The organism is Microcystis aeruginosa LEGE 91341, from assembly GCF_015206885.1.
Taxonomy (GTDB): domain Bacteria; phylum Cyanobacteriota; class Cyanobacteriia; order Cyanobacteriales; family Microcystaceae; genus Microcystis; species Microcystis aeruginosa_H.
Genome location: NZ_JADEXY010000005.1, coordinates 13,497 through 31,200, shown reverse-complemented (window position 1 = coordinate 31,200; position 17,704 = coordinate 13,497). Strand labels below are relative to the sequence as shown.

Sequence of the window (17,704 nt, the reverse complement as noted above, 5' to 3'; positions counted from 1 at the left end):
CCCCTCTAGCAATCCTAATTTTTATAACAATTTTTTCCGATTGAGAATCGGAAAAAAAATTAAAATTTTGTAGCAAATACTACAGAAAATAGTTCGGAAATCCGCAATGATTACATCTCACTTTGCTGGTGTTGATCGGTCATTATATATATAGAAGTCGGTTCTCGGCTGTCAGTATTCCTCTCAAAGCTGAGGGTGAAAGGGTCGGAAGTCAGCCAAATTGTTTATGACTAATCGGGAAAACCAACTTTTTGTCTTGTAATCTTACCTAACAGTATCAGCGGCACTGCCGAGGATTCAGGAGAAAGCGACCCAAAAACAAGCGATTGTAGTTGATAGTTCTAGGCTATAATACTTTTGTTCTGGATGTTGGGAGAAAAAGGATAAACTTAACATCATACCAAAGAATGAATTAGCTTTGAACCTTTAGGGGATTGTCTGCGTCTAAAAGCACAGGATACAATCAAAGGAATTCCGAATCGAACTCATACCGACTTCAGATAAGCCAGACTCACCCGCGAGTCGGAATAGTAACAGACTTTTTCTGTGTCAAGGAGTCACCACCAAACCAATGCCCACAGCAAAAACCAACCAAACTCAACCACAGCCCACCCTCAATGCCGATATGGTGCGTACCTATCTGCACGAAATTGGGCGGGTTCCCCTCCTAACTCACGAACAAGAAATTATTTACGGCAAACAAGTCCAACGGATGATGAGCCTGTTAGAAGCGAAAGAAGCACTATCGAAACAATTAGGACGGGAACCACAGCACTTGGAGTGGGCGGATTCGGTGAATTTAAGCGAAAATGAACTGGATCGCGCCTTGAAAACTGGCGATCGAGCTAAACGGAAAATGATTGAAGCTAACCTCCGCTTGGTGGTTGCGATCGCAAAAAAATATCAAAAGCGGAACATGGAATTCCTAGATCTAATTCAAGAGGGTAGTCTGGGATTAGAAAGGGGTGTAGAGAAATTTGATCCCACCAAAGGTTATAAATTTTCTACCTATGCCTACTGGTGGATTCGACAAGCGATTACCCGTGCGATCGCTCAACAGGCCCGCACCATTCGTTTACCCATCCATATCACCGAAAAACTGAATAAAATCAAAAGAACCCAGCGCGAACTTGCCCAAAAACTGGGGAGAAGTGCCACTCCCGCCGAGATTGCCCTGGAATTAGAGCTAGAACCCGCTCAAATCCGCGAATATCTCAGTATGGCTCGTCAACCCATCTCCCTTGATGTGCGCGTCGGCGATAACCAAGATACGGAATTGTCGGAATTATTAGAAGATAGCGGAGTTTCTCCCGATACCTTCATCACCCAAGAGTTATTACGGCAAGACTTAGCCAATCTCCTGGCCGAATTAACCCCCCAACAACGGGAAGTGATTACTCTCCGTTTCGGTTTAACCGATGGCAAGGAGTTATCCCTAGCCAAAATCGGCCAGAGAATGAACATCAGTCGGGAACGAGTCCGACAATTAGAACACCAAGCCCTAGCTCATTTACGCCGTCGCCGGGCCAACGTCAAGGAATATATTGTCGCTAGTTAGTAAAATTAGCAAATAACCAAGAAAGAGAGCTTGCGCTCTCTTTTTTTTCCGTTTATTATTGCTAAATTTTTAACCAACCTGAACAAAAAAACGGTAAATTTTGCCAGTATCCTTAACTGCAAGATCGATACAATGTTAATTTTTATATCAATTTGAACCCGTCTTGACAAAATCTTGAAAAATATGTCCAACTTTGTAGAAAAAATCTGAGTAGTTTTTTCAATTTTTGTTCATAAAATATACCCAAAAAAAGACTTAGATTTAACTAAAAAAATTCATGAATTTGCTTGATTTTTAAAATTCAATTATCTATACTTCATGCAAGTTGAGTGAGAAATATTTAAAGAATAAATTGAGTCTTTAAATCTCTTTGCTTGACCATTGAAATAAAGAGATGACTGGCGTATAAACCAGACTCAACTATTTACAGTTTTGAACATCTTCTCTGTAAGCGGTTCCGCTTTAATTGGACACAAAAATCATTAGAGAGATAATTACAATGAATGAAAAATATGGCTCTTCTGGGCGAGTGAGTCACTCAATCAAGATCGCTCTAGGTTTTGCTCTGGCAGGTGCCGTTGCTTTCCCCGCAGCAACTCAAGCGGCGACTAATGCCCAAAAACAAGCGGCGATCGATAGCCTTGAGAGACTTTGTACTCCACAAGTGGGAGAATTGCTATAGTATTAGACATCTCCAAAATTCAGGCTAGATTGAGGTTAATTGCTGGAGATGTCAGTGTACTGCAAGGGAATCAGGAACCGCCCAAGATCCATTGGTTCGCCACCTCAGTTTCCCCCCATGGGAACTGCCTGACTTCAGCCGAGACAAAGTGGGAAGCCAGACTTTCAATCAGTTTAACCAGAGTGGAATCAGTCACCACTGCAACTTTACCGACGTACTTGTGATGGTCGCGTATCAGCCGGAAATGAGCGACCAAGGCGCCAAAACTCTCCCAACCAGTGAAATCGGGAACTTCAATGATCACGCCAGCAAGGCCACCAGTGGCTTCAATGTGGGGATCCACTGCCTCCGCAATCTTGACAAAATCTTCCGCCGCAAGTGCAGATTTAGGTCGCATATAGAGAATGCTATGCGCCGCGTCTAAATTATAATCTATCATAGTTTGCCTCTTCCAAATGGTCGAAGTCTAACTATATGCTATCACAAATAATGAGACCAAGATTGAGGGAAAATTAACAAGCGATCGCAGAAAATAACCACAAAGACACAAAGACACAAAGATTAGGCTGGTTAATTCTTCTTGCCATCTAATCAGAATTGGGTGGTTTATGCGTTGCTAACCAACCCAACTGGACTTTATTTGAGGGGTAATGTTCTAGATGTTAACTAGGTTAAAGATGGCATAGCCAACGCATAATTGAAACCAGTTGATTATCATTGGTTAAGTTAGCGGCATTGGTGAGTTTTTTCGTCTCTAATTGCTGATAAATTTCCCTAGCCATTTTTGTTTCAATAGCAGCGCCGATAAAAAAAGTATAAGGATGCTTAGAGATTTTTCTAAAAGCATCATCAATTCTCTGCAAAGCAGTACGAGCAGTTTTCCAATGTTCATCTGCTCCTGCGGGATCAATCCCACCTTTCAATTCTCCCAAAGCAATGTATAAATCAGCAGATTGTAAGGTTTGTTTTTTGTTTTTTTGATTAGCTAATTGCGTCGAATCACATTTTAAAAGGCACAAATCAATATTGTTGTTATTAACAATGGGAACATTGACATTATAAATTATTGTTCTTGGTTGGCTGTTATTTAACCAGCTAACACCTCTAACCAAGATTTCTAGATTAGGTGTCATTTCTTCCGCTGCTCTCCATTGATTATTACTAGAATTTAGCCAATCATAAGCAGTTCCTGCTACTCTTAAAGTTGCTAATAGAGAACGAGTAAATTTACTTTGAGCTAAGGAGCCACCCGCGTTTCTCATGATTCCTCCTAAAGTGTCACCCCGAATCAATAGAAATCTATAGACTAACTCCTCGACAAAATTAGTCCCCGCAGGTTCCAGAAAATTGACAATTAATTCTTGAATTGCTTCTACCTTGTCTTGGGGATGTAAATAATTTTTAGCTTTATCAGAAATTCCCGATGCAGTTAATAAAGCCGCTTGAATATCTGGGATGTTTAGTAAATCTCTAGGATTGTTTACGGTTTGTGCAATAATTTTTAAGGTTCTTGCTTCTGCAATTAAAGGAGTAGCTCTCTGATTTTTTTCTAAGGCTAGAGCAATAAATCCTGAACGGATAGCTTCATAGGTAGTCTCCAAATCACAACTTTGGTTTAAATGCAAGAGATAGGGTTTTTCCATTAAGGCTTTCTCCACACATAAATACATTTTCTTAAAGATTCTCTACCATGACATCCCATTTGCTGACTACTATTACCTTTTCCCTGAGGAACTACTAAAATATTTTCTACTTTAAATCCAATTTCTTCGGCAATTTTTGACAAAATTAAATCTACAGAAATACTAGCCCCCGCATAGCGCACGTTATCATTAATCATACAGAAAATACCCGAGGATTTCATAACCCGAAAGCATTCATAAATTAGACAAGACATTTCCAGAAAATACCCCCTAATCATCCGAGGAATACCATGGTTATTTAAGGCCTTGCTTGATTTTAATTCTTCTAAATAACCTAGGATACTTTCTAATAATTTTTGACGATCAGTTATGGCAATGGCTGGCGACCAATGTTCATTGATTTTTAGTAACTCTTTGGGTTTATTTTCAACAGTGCAACTAAGCATTTGTTGACGTAATTGTTTTAATTGTAGTTGATCTATTCCTAACAGAGCCAATTCCAAAGCGTAGATACGAGTATAATCATAGCGATTACAATAAGGAGGAGAAGTAATAATATAATCGTATTTTTCTGACGAAATCTCTGGCAAAATCTCAAGACAAGAACCTTGATATAGTTGAATTTTTCCCCGAGGATAATCTCTAGAAAAAAGTTCCAATTGTTGCTGACTAGGCTCTAAATCTGCGAGAATTTCTCGTAACTTGCTATGTAGGGCAGTTTTAAAGTCTAAAATTTTTCCTTTGTCAAATATATTTTTGCCCTGTTGTTTACCAGAACGATAATCCCAACGGAGGTATTGACCATCTTTTCTAGTATAGCTAATTGATTCGAGAATAGAAAGTAAGGCAAATTTTAAGATCGCTTGCACTCGCTCATTCTCTTTGGCAATCAACCCTAAGTAACTTTCTATACAAGCCTGATTTTCTTGGGGATATGCTCCTTGAGTAATTGGTAATTCTAATAACTTAACTTTGTCATCTACCTGTTGCCAAAGGCTATGGTTAGAGCAATACTCTAGACGATGTATATCATCACTATTTAAGCCATTTTCTAAAATTTGTCTAGTAATAATTAATTCCTGTCCAATCGGCAATAGTTCTATTCCATCTGCTGATAAACCCCTAGCCGCCGCCGCAAATAGAGTTGTTCCGCTGCCAGCGAAAGGGTCTAGTATTTTTCCTTGTTTGATACCATATTTTTCTAGAAGATAAACTATCAGATCAACGGAAAAACCCTCTTTATATTTATACCAGCGATAAACTGGTTGGTTCTTATTACCTTGAAAACTCACTAAGGTACGAGATAATTGCTCAGAATCAAGTAATTTGTCTTGAAAATAATTAAATAATTCTCGATCGAGATCGTTGATTTCTAACAATCTTTCTGCTACATTAACCGAACTATTAATCATTTAGGTTTACTGGCGAAATTGCCGAAAAATAATTATCAGAGTTTATCTTTATTTGATTGGTAATTTTAATCAGTGGGGAAAGGGCGATACTTAAGGGTTAATTCTCGCACCGATTCCCCTGGATTTAATCTCAATCCCCTAGACAAATACCCAAACCCCTGGCGGTTTTGACTAAAGTTTCTTCGAGATCGACGATGCGATAGGTTTTAATCGCCTCCTCAATGGGAACACTGACCACTTGCCGATTTTGCCAGGCCACCATGCGATCGAATTCTCTCCTGGCGATCAAATCCACGGCCGCCACTCCAAAAGCCGCCCCCAGTAAGCGATCCATTGGAGAAGGAATGCCCCCCCGTTGAATGTGGCCCAGGAAAGTCACTCTCGTTTCGGCCCCAGTTTCCCTGGCAACTTCTTCAGCTAAATAGCGACCGATCCCCCCTAGACGATCTTCCCCTAAAGCTTCCTTTTGCACTAGGCGATCGCCGGTTTCGGTACGCACAGCCTCGGAGACAATAATCAGAGAAAACTGTTTATCCATACGCTGCCGCTGTCGGATCTTCTCGCAGACCTTCTCTAATCGGTAGGGAATTTCGGGAATGAGAATGATATCGGCCCCCCCCGCAATACCGGCAGCCAGGGCGATATGGCCGGCATCTCTACCCATAACTTCTAGAATCATCACCCGGTTATGACTAGCGGCGGTAAAATGGAGGCGATCGAGGGCTTCTGTGGCGATATTAGTAGCTGTATCGAAGCCGATGGAGACTTCTGTAGCTCCCACATCATTATCGATGGTTTTGGGGATACCAATCAGATTAATGCCTCCCTGTTGGGCAATACGGCGCAAAATCGCCAGACTACCATCGCCACCGATGCCGATCAGGGCATCCAGTCCCAAACTATGATAGCCGTCGATGATGTCCTGAGAGCGATCGATCAAGGTTCCATCGGGCATCGGGAAAGCGAAGGGATCCCCCTTATTGGTAGTACCGAGAATTGTTCCCCCCATCACTAACAGGCGATCGACTCCTTCAATATCAAAGATCGTGGTTTTGGGGGGACGGCTAACTAATCCGTTAGTTGCTTCTCGAATACCCACCACTTCCCAGCCATAATTGCCAGTGGCATGGTGGACAACGGCACGAATGGCGGCATTTAAACCCGCACAGTCGCCACCACTGGTGAGAAGTCCAATTCGTTTTTTTTCACCCATAGCTTTTTGTCAGGAGATTAACAAATCTATATTTAGGGAAAAGTTGCGGATAATGCCTAAAAATTAAGAAAGTTTCTAGATCGTCCCTGACAGCTAGGGGAAAAAACCGAAAAATTTGCCCCCGTCCCCTCAGTAATAGATCACGAGCAGGGTATGCAGGGCGACACGGATTCCCATTGTACTAGAAAGTATATAGCAATCTTAGGGCATTTGTCAACCCTAATATACGAGAAATTTTCTGATAACTGATAGCCAATCAATTTAACTATTTACTGCTTGCTGAAGACGGGATATATCCCAACCTTTTTGATTAAGAAGTAGCCAAGACTGCATTAAATCTGGACCGTGTAACTCCCCCATCAAAGCGGCGCGTAGAGACTTCATCACTAGACCTTTTTTAACCCGATGGGCTTTAGTTGTTGTCTCCACAATTCCCTTAGCAACTTCTCCGGTCAAATTGGGAGTAATAGCGGCGAGAATATCCTTGATAATATCCTTAACTCCCTCTAATTGTAATTGACTCAAAGCCTCCTGATTATAATTAGCCACAGGGTTTAAAAGTAAGCGACTTTCAGCGACAGCATCGCTTAAACGAGTTAAACTCGGACCGATGAGAGTAGCCAAATCGATCAACCAAGCGCGATCGGTTTCAGCAGCAAAATTATACCCAGCTTCTTGCCAGTAGGGAAGGAGTAAAGGCACTAATTCCTCACCGGTTAAACGATGGAGATATTGACTATTAATCCAATCCAATTTCGTCCAGTCAAATTTTGCCCCCGCTTTATTTACCCGTTCTAAACTAAACACTTCAGCTGCCGTTTCAAGGGTAAAAATTTCTTCAGTGGAATCGGGAGGAGTCCAACCGAGGAGAGTCATGTAATTAACCAAAGCTTGCGGCAGAAAACCCAGTTTTCGGAAATCATCGATCGAAGTGACTCCATCCCGTTTAGATAACTTACGACCCTCCTGATTTAAGATCAAAGGAGTGTGGGCAAACTCCGGCACTTTTGCCCCTAAAGCTTCGTATAAAAGAATTTGTTTAGCCGTATTAGCGATGTGATCTTCCCCACGAATAACATGGGTAATTGCCATATCAATATCATCAACAACTACCGCTAAATTATAGAGAGGCTGACCGAAGTTTTCCTCGGCATTTTCCGAGGTACGAGCGATCACCATATCCCCCCCTAAATCACTACCTTTCCAGATGACTTTTTCCCGGATTAAATCCTGCCAAATAATTTCTCGATCGTCATCAATAATAAAACGAATTACTGCTTTTCTCCCCGCTTGCTCGAATTCCGCTTGTTGTTCGGGGGTGAGATAACGATGACGATTATCATAACGGGGGGCAAGATTGCGGGCTTTTTGTTCTTCCCGCATTTTTTCCAATTCTTCCGGGGTACAATAACAACGATAGGCTAAACCTCGATCGAGCAGGGTTTGAATAGCTTGACGATAATAATTAAGGCGCTGAGTTTGAAAAAAAGGACCTTCATCCCAATTCAGTCCTAACCATTGTAGGCCCGCTTGAATATTTTCAGTATATTCGGGTCGAGAACGTTCTAAATCTGTATCTTCCACGCGCAAGATAAATTTACCCCGGTGATGATGGGCAAAAAGCCAGTTAAACACGGCTGTGCGCGCTGTTCCAATGTGTAAATTTCCCGTGGGACTGGGGGCAATACGAACTCTAACTGTCACGATCTAACTCCTAGGTTTTTTGCGGCAACGATATCCCATATTATTGCAAATTCCCCTAGACCAACTCTCGAAATTAAGAAAATTAAATAAATAGCTACCAAAGGGTGAGAAAGGAACAACAAACTCTCAAAAATTGAAGTCTCCCTCTCCGGGGAGAGGGGTTGAGGGGGATATCTTTCAGTACCCGTGTTATTTGGGAAATTTAAGCAGCGATTAAAGATTTGCTCAAAGGTTGCCAACGGAAATATCTTTCCCCACCCAATTCGAGGACAAATTTTAACCGGGGTTCCTGTTGACTAAGATTAATTAAGTATTGTTTTTCTTGCGAGGATAAAACAAAACTTTCAATAATCCAAATCACTAAACCTTTAGATTTGGGAGGTAAATTTTCCAATTGATAGGTAGCAATGGGAGGAATAAAATAAACCGGTCCCACGGCTGCTTCCCGACCAATATTTTTTTTACCTAAATGGGGGGGACGGACTCCATGAATGCCGGTAAGATAGGCACTTAAATCGCCCAGACCTCTAGCGGTGATATGCAGGACATTGTAACCAGTGGCTCGTAAACGTCTTTGATAGCGTCCCTCGTAACCCCCTTCTAAGGGTGCGTAAACACCTAAAGCACCGTATTGTTCCAGATCGCGAATAAATGGTTTTCCTGTGGTCAGTAGTGCCATAGCTAGTAAAAAAATCTTTTTCCCTATAATCGCACGTTTTGTTAAGTTGTGCGTCAGGTGAACAGAAAAAGACTTAAGATCAGAGTATGAGAAAGAGACAATCGCTACTCTCTCCCGAGGAGGCAATATGTTTCACGATCTCCTTTATCCCAACGGACTGCTTTATGTCCTGATTAAACTAACTGTTTTAGCTTTAGCAGTCTTGCTCTGGTTTATGGTCGTTTCGGCCCCGGCTGTCTGAAAAAAACACTGCTCTTGTACAATTAGCGTTCTATGCAATGGCTAAATTTTGTCGATGACTCCTGTTAAATTGCCGATCGATCCTTTTCTGAAACCCAACCTAACCACTAAGCTCCTAGGGGTTGGGTTGGTATTGACAATTATTTTTATCCTGATTGCCCTGTTTTCGCCCCTTCTGCAAGCGATCGGACTGATTCAGGATCCAACCGACATTTTAAGCAATTATCCCCTACAACCCCCCAGTTACGCCCATTGGTTCGGGACAAATGTGCGCGGTTACGATGTCTTTTCCCGCACCCTATTCGGGGCGCGAGCGGCCTTGTCCGTGGTATTTTTGGCCACAGGATTATCTTTAGTTATCGGGGTTCCTTTAGGACTAATTAGCGGTTATTTGGGGGGTAAGATCGATCGCGTTCTCCTCTTTCTCATGGATACCCTCTACACCTTGCCGGGGTTATTATTATCGGTGGCTCTGGCTTTCGTTTTGGGTCGTGGTATCCTCAATGTCGCCATCGCTGTTAGCATTGCCTATATTCCCCAATATTTTCGCGTGGTCAGAAATCAAACCGCCAGCGTTAAAAATGAGTTATTTATCGAGGCAGCCCGAGCGATCGGGGCTACACCGGGTCGTATATTATCAAAATATCTTTTCTTTAATGTCGTCCAGAGTGTTCCGGTTCTTTTTACCCTCAACGCAGCAGATGCGATCCTGGTTTTAGGCGGTTTAGGCTTTTTAGGCTTAGGATTACCAGAAGAAGTGCCGGAATGGGGTCATGATCTCAAGGAAGCTTTGGCGGATTTATCTACAGGTATCTGGTGGACTACTTTATTCCCCGGATTAGCAATGACCACGATGGTGGTGGGTTTATCCCTCTTGGGAGAGGGGTTAAGTGAAATTTTAAACCCCCTGAGTCGTAAACGCTAAAAGCGAGGGCCAGAGTTCGAGGGAAATCATCTCAGGAACTTCCACACCCTCAGCCTCTCTGTCCAGTAACGATGTAGGATACCCTTTGGGCGATATTGGTGGCATGATCGGCCATGCGTTCCAGATGACGGATTAGTAAAGCCATCAGCAGGATTGGTTCCACCACACCCTTAATATCTCTTTGATGGGCGAGAGTGTGATAGAGATAATCATAGGCTTGATCGACCGTATTATCTAGTTCTTTGACCTTTGAACCCGCTTCTTGATCGAGGTCAGCCAAGGCGACAAGGCTCGTGGCTAACATATACTGGGCATGGTGGGACATAGCCTCGATCTCACTCATACAATCGTGGGGAGTATAGGCGAATAATTTGAGAGCTATTTCCGCCAAATCCTTGGCATAATCGCCGATACGTTCTAAATCGCGCACTAATTGCATAAAAGCACTTAAAAGCCGCAAATCTTGGGCTACGGGAGCCTGTAGAGTCATGAGAGTGGCACAATCTAACTCGATTTGACGGTAGTAGCGATCGATTTCCTTGTCAAGGTGGGGGATTTTTTTCGCCATTTCCAAATCCCTAGCAAAAAGGGATTGATGGCTAAGACGAAAGGATTCTTCGACCAAGGTTCCCATTCTCAGCACATCCTGTTCCAATCGCTGGAGAGAACGAGCGAAATAGGTGCGATCGGGATGATTGGTTTCTTTGGATAGGCTCACGGTCGGATTCGCTTAACATAAAACTACTCTTTCTCTACAGTGATAACAAGAAAATTTTCGATTTTGTACAGTTGTCTAGAGAACTTGACAGATTTTTTTCTCCCCTCTCCCCACTTCCCCAATTCATAATTCATAATTCATAATTCATAATTCCCACCTCCTTTTTTTGACAGGGGAGAGTGACTTGTAGGCGAGCGCCGCCGGTGTTAGGATCATTTTGAGCGACGATCGAACCGCCATGGGCTTGAATAATCTCTTTAGCAATCGATAAACCTAAACCGGTACTATGATCCTTGCTGCCTTGTTTTTGACGGGTGCGGGAAGGATCACCGCGAAAGAGGCGATCAAAAACGTAGGGTAGATCCGCTTCGTTAAATCCCTTCCCGTTGTCGATAACGTCAATTTTTAGCCATTTTTCCCCGATAGTATCGGATATTTCCCGAATTTCTAGGCGAATTTTCCCCTGATCGGGACTATACTTAATGGCATTATCAAAGAGATTCAGGAAAACTTGCAGCAGACGAGAGTGATCGACTTCTAGCGTCCAATCCACCGGAGAGGAATAATCTAAGCTAATCTGTTTTTGGGCGGCTATTGGGGTGACAGTCTGCCAAGCAGCGCTGATTAAGTCCTCTAGATTAATCATCTGGTATTGTAAAGATCGCCCCGCATCCGCTTGTAATTCACTGATTTCTAGCCAATCGCAGACTAATTGACTCAAACGCTCCACTTCTTTCCCCATTTGTTCTAACCAGCGTCTTTCGGGAGCTTGCAGGCGTTTTTGTAAAGCTTCGGTGAGCAGAGAAATGGAGGTTAAGGGAGTGCGTAACTCGTGAGTTAAGTCAGAGAAAGCTCGCTCGCGATTTTGCGATAATTCTACTAAAGGCTGTCTATTTTCGATAAATACAGCGATTTCACCTTCCGGCAGCGGATAACCGTAACCCTTCAAGGCAATCGATTTAGGAGCAATCACTTGGCGATCGCTAATGGGGTTGACAGGATAATTAGTCGGGTAAAAAGTCCAAGTTTGCACCTGTGGACTCTGTTTTTGGCGAGTTTCTTGAATTAATTGATCTAATTCGTAGGAGCGCACTAATTCCAGCAGCAGACGCACTTGATCTGGCTGCCAGCGATCAAGTTTTAAGAGATTAATTGCCTGTTGATTGCACCAGAGCAGTTGATTATCGGCATCTATATGAAGATAGGCGATCGGCGCTAGTTCTAGCAAGGATTTCTGAATTTCTAAGCTCTTTTCTCGCTCTTGCAGACTTTGGGAGAGAAACTGTAATTCTCGACGCACTAGGGAGGTAACGGGAAAAGAGGCCGATAAATCCACCGAATCCGAGAGAGCGCTTAGGTTTCGCTTTAACTCTCCATTTAAGCGTGAGACTTGCCAATAACAAATACTCAAACCTAAAACTACTCCGAAAATAAAAGCGAAAATAGTCATTATCCCAGAAAGCGGCGATCGCTAAACTTGAAAATATAATCGCTCACCTAGCCAAAACGATAACCGAAACCGCGTACAGTAATCAGGTATTCCGGTTGACTGGGATCGATTTCCAGTTTTTCGCGTAACCAGCGAATGTGAACATCGACGGTTTTGGTATCTCCTAAAAAATCTGGTCCCCAAATTTGTTCAATTAACTGCTCTCTTGACCAAACTCGGCGCGGATAACTCATAAATAGGTCGAGGAGACGGAATTCTTTAGGAGAAAGGTTAATTTCTTCATCTCGCACCGTCACCCGACATTCCTGGGTATAGAGAAAAACATCGCGGAATTTTCGCACGGGAGCAGCAGCAAGGGAAGTAAATCCTTGACGACGAATCAGAGCGCGACAACGAGCGACTAATTCTCGCATACTAAAGGGTTTAGTCAGATAATCATCGGCACCCACTTCTAAACCCAAAACTCGATCGGTTTCGCTGGCCTTAGCACTTAAGATTAAAATCGGGATAATATTGCCGTGATAGCGCAACAGACGGCAGATATCAAGACCGTTGATTTGGGGTAGCATTAAATCCAAAACGACCAAATCAAACCGAGATTCACCGTGATTAGATTCTTGACTTTGCAGTAATTCTAGAGCAGCGCGACCATCACTAACACCGAGCGCCTCATAACCTTCTTCTTCCAAAGCCAAAATAATCATATCCCGAATCACTTCTTCGTCTTCAACGATTAAAATCCGATGATTGGGAACGAAATCCGTACTCGCCGACAAGGGGGGGGTGTCAAGGGTTAACATAAAAATACTTGATTATTCGTCCTAATTTTATCTCAATTGGTCAACCTGCACTCGGGGGGGTAGAGCCGAATGTTATTACAGTTATCCACCTGGTTAGAGGTGGAATCCTATCTAGAACAATCTCAGGGAATTATTATTCCTATCGGTTCCACGGAACAACACGGGCCGACGGGACTTATTGGTACAGATGCTCTATGTGCTGAGGCGATCGCTAAAGGAGTAGGGACACAGGTAGGAGCAATGGTAGCACCAACCTTAAATGTCGGTATGGCCCTACATCACACGGCTTTTCCCGGTACAATTAGTCTTCGTCCTAGCACTTTGATTCAAGTCATCCTCGACTATGTGACTTGTTTAGCTAGAGCCAGTTTTCGTCAATTTTTCTTCATTAATGGTCACGGGGGCAATATTGCCACTCTAAAAGCCGCTTTTTCGGAAACCTATTATCATTTGGATTCCCTCAATTTGCCTAACACAAACGAGGTTAAATGTCAAGTGGCCAATTGGTTTATGGTGCGAGAAGTTTATCTTTTAGCCAAAGAATTGTATGGAGAGCAGGAGGGTTCCCACGCTACACCGAGTGAAGTGGCATTAACTCAGTATCTTTACCCTGAGAGCCGTAAAAACGCCTTTTTATCCGAAAAAGTGGCTTCTGGTCATGGTATTTACGGTGCGGCTAATTTTCGCCAAAATTACCCCGATGGTCGTATGGGTTCTAATCCTGCTTTAGCAACTCCCGAACACGGTCAGAGGTTCTATGAATTAGCCGTGAAAGAATTGAGTAATACTTATCTGGAATGGCTCTCTTGTCCTGTGTCTGAGTGATAGTGACTAAGCCACCGAGACCCGGAATAATTTAACTGTAACCCTAGAGACAAAACTTAAATATCCAAGGAGAAAATTGATGATTACCACCACTGACAATAACTCCAATCAACCTCTGGTTAGTTTGCGGGAAATACAAGAACTTTCCATCGCAATTACAGCCAAAAGCCTTAATCCCGCCATGCTAACGGTTGATTTCCTCAAATATTCGGGAATAGTTCCCCCCGACTGGGAATTAAATGGCCAGCCGGTACTCAATCCTAATTACGCTCAAGTTAATTTTCAAAATGGCATCAGCATCGTTGCCCAACCCCGGAAAATTACCTTTGTGGAGATAATTAACTCTCCCGATAGCCTGAACCTGAAACTGCCGGAAATTGTCGGTTTATATCTAGATAAACTCCCTTTAGCCGAATATCAAGCCCTGAGTATCGCCCCAAAAAGTATTGTTCCTCTCCCTAGTAGCCCCGATGCCGCTAAAAAATACATCACCGAAACTCTTCTGGCCCCCGGTCCCTGGCTCAATTTCGGTATAGCCCCTATACAAGCCGGCATCAATCTACTTTATCAGTTAGAAACCTCTCAGCTATCCGTGGCGATTAACGAGGCAAAATTGCAATTACCTGATGGCCAAACCTTAGCGGCATTATTATTTGCCGGCAACTTTAACTATAATCTGGCCGAGGGCAGCGATCGATTAAATCTGCTCAAACAATATCTGGGACAATGGCAAAAAGACTTAGAGATTTTCCGAGAATTAGTCACTCAGCGTTTTCTGGAAAGACAAGTCCAGGTTTTCCCCTCTAATATCAATCTGCCCCTAGGACCCCAAGCCGGACTGTAATCAGTCATCAGTCAATACTTACCGATAACCTAAAACACATCCACCCCCGCAAACCCTTGTATTTTGGCATTAGCCGCTTCCCCACAGCTGCGCGGGGTGGGGAATAATTTCCCTGGGTTAGCCAAACCTTTGGGATTAAAGCAATCCCGCACATAGCCCATAGTTTCTAAGTCAATCTCGTTGAACATAGCGGGCATATAACAATTTTTATCGATGCCGATACCATGTTCACCTGATAAACTGCCCCCAACCCGCACACAAAGTTTGAGAATTTCACCGCCTAATTCCTCCACTTCTGCCCAGGCCCCTTCTACCCTGTTATCGTAGAGAATCAACGGATGTAAATTACCATCCCCGGCGTGGAAAACATTGGCGATTTTATAACCGTATTTTTCACTTAAAGCCTTAATTTCCTGAAGAACAGACACCAATTGAGTGCGCGGTATCACCCCATCTTGCACAAAATAATTAGGGCTAATTTTCCCCGCCGCCGCAAAAGCCGCTTTTCTGCCCTTCCAGAGTTTCAAGCGGGTTTCGGCATCATTAGCCGTGGTGATATTTCTCGCCCCATTTTGACGGCAAATCTCGGCAACCCGATGTTTATTACTGGCCACTTCTACCCCTAAACCATCCAATTCCACTAATAAAACCGACTCGGCATCCCGGGGATAACAGCCGGTAGCCACCACATCTTCCACGGCGTTGATACTGAGATTATCCATAATCTCCATCCCCGCCGGAATCATTCCCGATTTAATAATATCCGCCACCGCTTGGCCCGCCGCCTCGATACTGGTAAAATCGGCCAGTAAAACACAGATAGATTCCGGAGTTTTCAGAATTCTTAAGGTGATTTCCGTGGCAATGCCTAAAGTTCCCTCGGAACCCACAAATAAACCGGTTAAATCGTAGCCCGGTTGTTCCGGCACCGCCCCCCCCACATCGATAATTGAACCATCGGGAAGGACGATTTTTAAGCCCATAACGTGATTGGTAGTGACACCGTATTTTAAACAGTGAACCCCGCCGGAATTTTCCGCCACATTACCACCGATCGAGCAGATAATTTGACTAGAGGGATCCGGTGCGTAATAAAATCCCGCCCCACTTACCGCTTGTGTCACCCAATTATTAATCACCCCGGGCTGTACCACCACCCTTTGATTATCTAAATCAACCCTGAGAATCTGATTCATCCGCGCCGTAACGATGAGAATCCCCTCTTCTAAGGGTAACGCCCCCCCCGATAAGCCCGTTCCTGCACCCCTCGCTACCCAGGCAATCTCGTTATCGTGACAGAGTTTCACCACCGCCGCAATTTCTGCGGTGCTGCGGGGCAATACCACAAGAGCGGGTCTTTGTCTGTATCCTGTGATACCATCGCACTCGTAGGTTAATAATTCATCTTTGCGACGGATAACTCCATCTTTGCCAAGGATCGTTTCTAGCTGTTTGATCAGATTAGGGGAGATTTTCGGGGGATTTTTGAGTAACATAGGTTTCAGGGCGGCGGAGTCGCCATAAAATCGCTCTATAGGTTAAAATTTAGCAAAAAAGCCCAAAATAAAGCTTTAAAAACTGCTCTCTCCTATTTTACCACTACAACCCCTTCCTCTGTAGAAATCGGGTGTATCTCGCACTTGCAGCAATACCGACAACCAGCAATTATCGGTGACTTTTAGATTATTACAGATATATCAGCAGCCGTCTGTAAGCATCCCACCGAAAAACTAATGCGCGGGGGGCTTGGGGGCGGCACTTCGACAGGCTCAGTGACCGCGCCACGCCCCCAACGGGGGGTTTGGGGGGTAGAACCCCCCAAAAGCTTGGATTGAGTGATAAAATCGAAAGTAACGCCCTATTTTAGTAGAGAGTTTCCCCTTAAAATCCCAACTTAGTAGATTTACAAAAATGATATGCAGCCGCAGAAACCTGCAAGGGTCCGGATTATAGAGAAAATTGCCGATAAATTTCCCAGCACCTACCGTTATGAATTAGGAGGGTAATTTCATCAATTATCACCTCAAAAAATAGCTCTTGATTAGCATATTTTGACCAAGCTTTCCAGAAATTATCTTTAGTTAAATCTCGGAAGCCAACGGTTAAATGGGGCGCAAAAGCTCGGCTTTTTGAGGTATTATCGATGATATTTAAGGAAGATTCTAGCTGCTGTAAAAGCCGTTTTTGCAGGGTTAATAATTCTGGGGTTTTCTGGACATTAATATAAATGACTCGCGGTTTAAAAGCGGCAAAATTCTGGAGAATCAGGGGAATAGGAGAGTGCAAGCGGGCAAATTCCTCTAAACATCCTTCTAAATCCCGTAATTCTTCTAAATTCCACCGAAAAGGGGGTTGGAGAGTGACGTGGGGAGGCGATTTCAGGGCAGCGCGACTATTGTAAATTTCTGCAAACTCTAACTTGATTTTTGTGGCAATTTCCTGTACTTCTGGCGGCGGCAAAAGCGCGATAAAAAATAGAGATCCCTGGGGTTGATTCATGGAAGCAAGCAAAGCTACAGAAATGAAGCTGTCACCTCGATTCTAGCAGTCTTCAACAACTCTAGCTAATTGTATAGCTCTGTTACATTGCACCTTCGACGGTCAAGATTAATCGGTATAATTATATGATTGTTAATCAGTCCTAGCCTCCTGAGAATTTATGCCCTGGTTTGTCAAGATAGAAAAAGGCATTGTTGATAAAACTACCTTTGATCGCTATGTCAGCGCCCATAAGGACTATGTGCGTGATTTAATTAGCCAAGGACGAGCAGCAAAAACCGGTTATTGGGCAGAAAGGGGCGGCGGAATGTTATTATTTAAAGCCGATTCTCTTGAGGAAGCCCAAGCAATTATAGTTCGCGATCCTTTAATCGAGAATGGTTGTGTGGAATACGAACTCCATGAATGGCGAATTGTCGTAGAATAATCCAGCTTTTCAGGGAACAGTAATCAGTAATCAGTAATCAGTGAAAAGACAGCAATGTTAAAATGTTTATTATCTAAATATTACC

General features: G+C 43.4%; 17 protein-coding genes. 6 read left to right on the top strand and 11 right to left on the bottom strand.

Going from position 1 to position 17,704, the window contains the following annotated elements; all coding sequences use genetic code 11:
• Positions 1 to 571: 571 nt before the first annotated feature.
• Both IQ234_RS01760 and IQ234_RS01755 read left to right on the top strand, forming a co-directional pair.
• Positions 572 to 1,558: an RNA polymerase sigma factor, RpoD/SigA family gene (locus tag IQ234_RS01760; protein ID WP_110578926.1), complete on the top strand. Its 987-nt coding sequence runs from the start codon at positions 572 to 574 to the stop codon at positions 1,556 to 1,558.
• Between the two features lie 499 nt (positions 1,559 to 2,057).
• Positions 2,058 to 2,240, top strand: a complete 183-nt coding sequence (locus tag IQ234_RS01755) for a hypothetical protein (protein WP_228008319.1) — start codon at positions 2,058 to 2,060, stop codon at positions 2,238 to 2,240.
• 70 nt (positions 2,241 to 2,310) lie between these two features.
• Here IQ234_RS01755 and IQ234_RS01750 read toward each other — a convergent pair whose 3' ends face one another.
• The 6 genes from IQ234_RS01750 to IQ234_RS01725 form a co-directional block, all read right to left on the bottom strand.
• Positions 2,311 to 2,679, bottom strand: coding sequence for an STAS/SEC14 domain-containing protein (locus IQ234_RS01750; RefSeq protein ID WP_193955799.1), 369 nt, complete (start codon positions 2,677 to 2,679; stop codon positions 2,311 to 2,313).
• Between the two features lie 232 nt (positions 2,680 to 2,911).
• Positions 2,912 to 3,910 (bottom strand): type II restriction endonuclease, encoded by a 999-nt coding sequence (locus IQ234_RS01745; protein WP_193955798.1) that lies wholly within the window; start codon positions 3,908 to 3,910, stop codon positions 2,912 to 2,914.
• A complete protein-coding gene (locus IQ234_RS01740) occupies positions 3,883 to 5,295 on the bottom strand; it encodes a DNA methyltransferase (RefSeq protein ID WP_193955797.1) in 1,413 nt (470 codons plus the stop codon). The genes IQ234_RS01745 and IQ234_RS01740 overlap by 28 nt, the downstream gene beginning before the upstream one ends.
• Before the next feature lie 130 nt (positions 5,296 to 5,425).
• Positions 5,426 to 6,508 carry an ATP-dependent 6-phosphofructokinase gene (locus IQ234_RS01735; protein ID WP_193955796.1) on the bottom strand — a complete coding sequence of 361 codons (1,083 nt, stop codon included), beginning with the start codon at positions 6,506 to 6,508 and terminating at the stop codon, positions 5,426 to 5,428.
• A 261-nt stretch (positions 6,509 to 6,769) separates the two neighbouring features.
• On the bottom strand, positions 6,770 to 8,212 hold the full coding sequence (gene gltX / locus IQ234_RS01730) for a glutamate--tRNA ligase (RefSeq protein WP_193955795.1): 1,443 nt from the start codon (positions 8,210 to 8,212) through the stop codon (positions 6,770 to 6,772).
• A 202-nt stretch (positions 8,213 to 8,414) separates the two neighbouring features.
• A complete protein-coding gene (locus tag IQ234_RS01725) occupies positions 8,415 to 8,891 on the bottom strand; it encodes an NAD(P)H-quinone oxidoreductase subunit N (protein ID WP_110578922.1) in 477 nt (158 codons plus the stop codon).
• A 295-nt stretch (positions 8,892 to 9,186) separates the two neighbouring features.
• On the opposite strand from IQ234_RS01725, the gene IQ234_RS01715 reads away from it, so the two are divergent.
• Complete coding sequence (locus IQ234_RS01715; protein WP_193955794.1) at positions 9,187 to 10,056, top strand: ABC transporter permease; 870 nt, start codon at positions 9,187 to 9,189, stop codon at positions 10,054 to 10,056.
• Positions 10,057 to 10,105: 49 nt separating this feature from the next.
• Here the strand turns inward: IQ234_RS01715 and phoU are convergent, their stop codons facing one another.
• The 3 genes from phoU to IQ234_RS01700 all read right to left on the bottom strand — a co-directional run bounded on the left by phoU (position 10,106) and on the right by IQ234_RS01700 (position 13,024).
• Entirely contained in the window at positions 10,106 to 10,774 is a 669-nt protein-coding gene (phoU, locus tag IQ234_RS01710) for a phosphate signaling complex protein PhoU (protein ID WP_193955793.1), read from the bottom strand.
• A gap of 130 nt (positions 10,775 to 10,904) precedes the next feature.
• On the bottom strand, positions 10,905 to 12,224 hold the full coding sequence (locus IQ234_RS01705) for a sensor histidine kinase (RefSeq protein WP_193955792.1): 1,320 nt from the start codon (positions 12,222 to 12,224) through the stop codon (positions 10,905 to 10,907).
• Positions 12,225 to 12,271: 47 nt separating this feature from the next.
• Positions 12,272 to 13,024 carry a response regulator transcription factor gene (locus IQ234_RS01700; RefSeq protein WP_052275991.1) on the bottom strand — a complete coding sequence of 251 codons (753 nt, stop codon included), beginning with the start codon at positions 13,022 to 13,024 and terminating at the stop codon, positions 12,272 to 12,274.
• Positions 13,025 to 13,093: 69 nt separating this feature from the next.
• Here IQ234_RS01700 and IQ234_RS01695 point away from each other — a divergent pair, with 69 nt between their 5' ends.
• Both IQ234_RS01695 and IQ234_RS01690 read left to right on the top strand, forming a co-directional pair.
• Positions 13,094 to 13,849, top strand: a complete 756-nt coding sequence (locus IQ234_RS01695) for a creatininase family protein (protein WP_193955791.1) — start codon at positions 13,094 to 13,096, stop codon at positions 13,847 to 13,849.
• Between the two features lie 79 nt (positions 13,850 to 13,928).
• Positions 13,929 to 14,693: a hypothetical protein gene (locus tag IQ234_RS01690; protein ID WP_193955790.1), complete on the top strand. Its 765-nt coding sequence runs from the start codon at positions 13,929 to 13,931 to the stop codon at positions 14,691 to 14,693.
• A gap of 29 nt (positions 14,694 to 14,722) precedes the next feature.
• Here IQ234_RS01690 and glcD read toward each other — a convergent pair whose 3' ends face one another.
• Positions 14,723 to 16,189: a glycolate oxidase subunit GlcD gene (gene glcD, locus IQ234_RS01685; RefSeq protein ID WP_185238522.1), complete on the bottom strand. Its 1,467-nt coding sequence runs from the start codon at positions 16,187 to 16,189 to the stop codon at positions 14,723 to 14,725.
• Between the two features lie 451 nt (positions 16,190 to 16,640).
• Entirely contained in the window at positions 16,641 to 17,192 is a 552-nt protein-coding gene (locus tag IQ234_RS01680; protein ID WP_193955789.1) for a 2'-5' RNA ligase family protein, read from the bottom strand.
• A gap of 160 nt (positions 17,193 to 17,352) precedes the next feature.
• On the opposite strand from IQ234_RS01680, the gene IQ234_RS01675 reads away from it, so the two are divergent.
• Positions 17,353 to 17,619 (top strand): YciI family protein, encoded by a 267-nt coding sequence (locus IQ234_RS01675; protein ID WP_002736524.1) that lies wholly within the window; start codon positions 17,353 to 17,355, stop codon positions 17,617 to 17,619.
• The last annotated feature ends 85 nt before the right edge of the window (positions 17,620 to 17,704 follow it).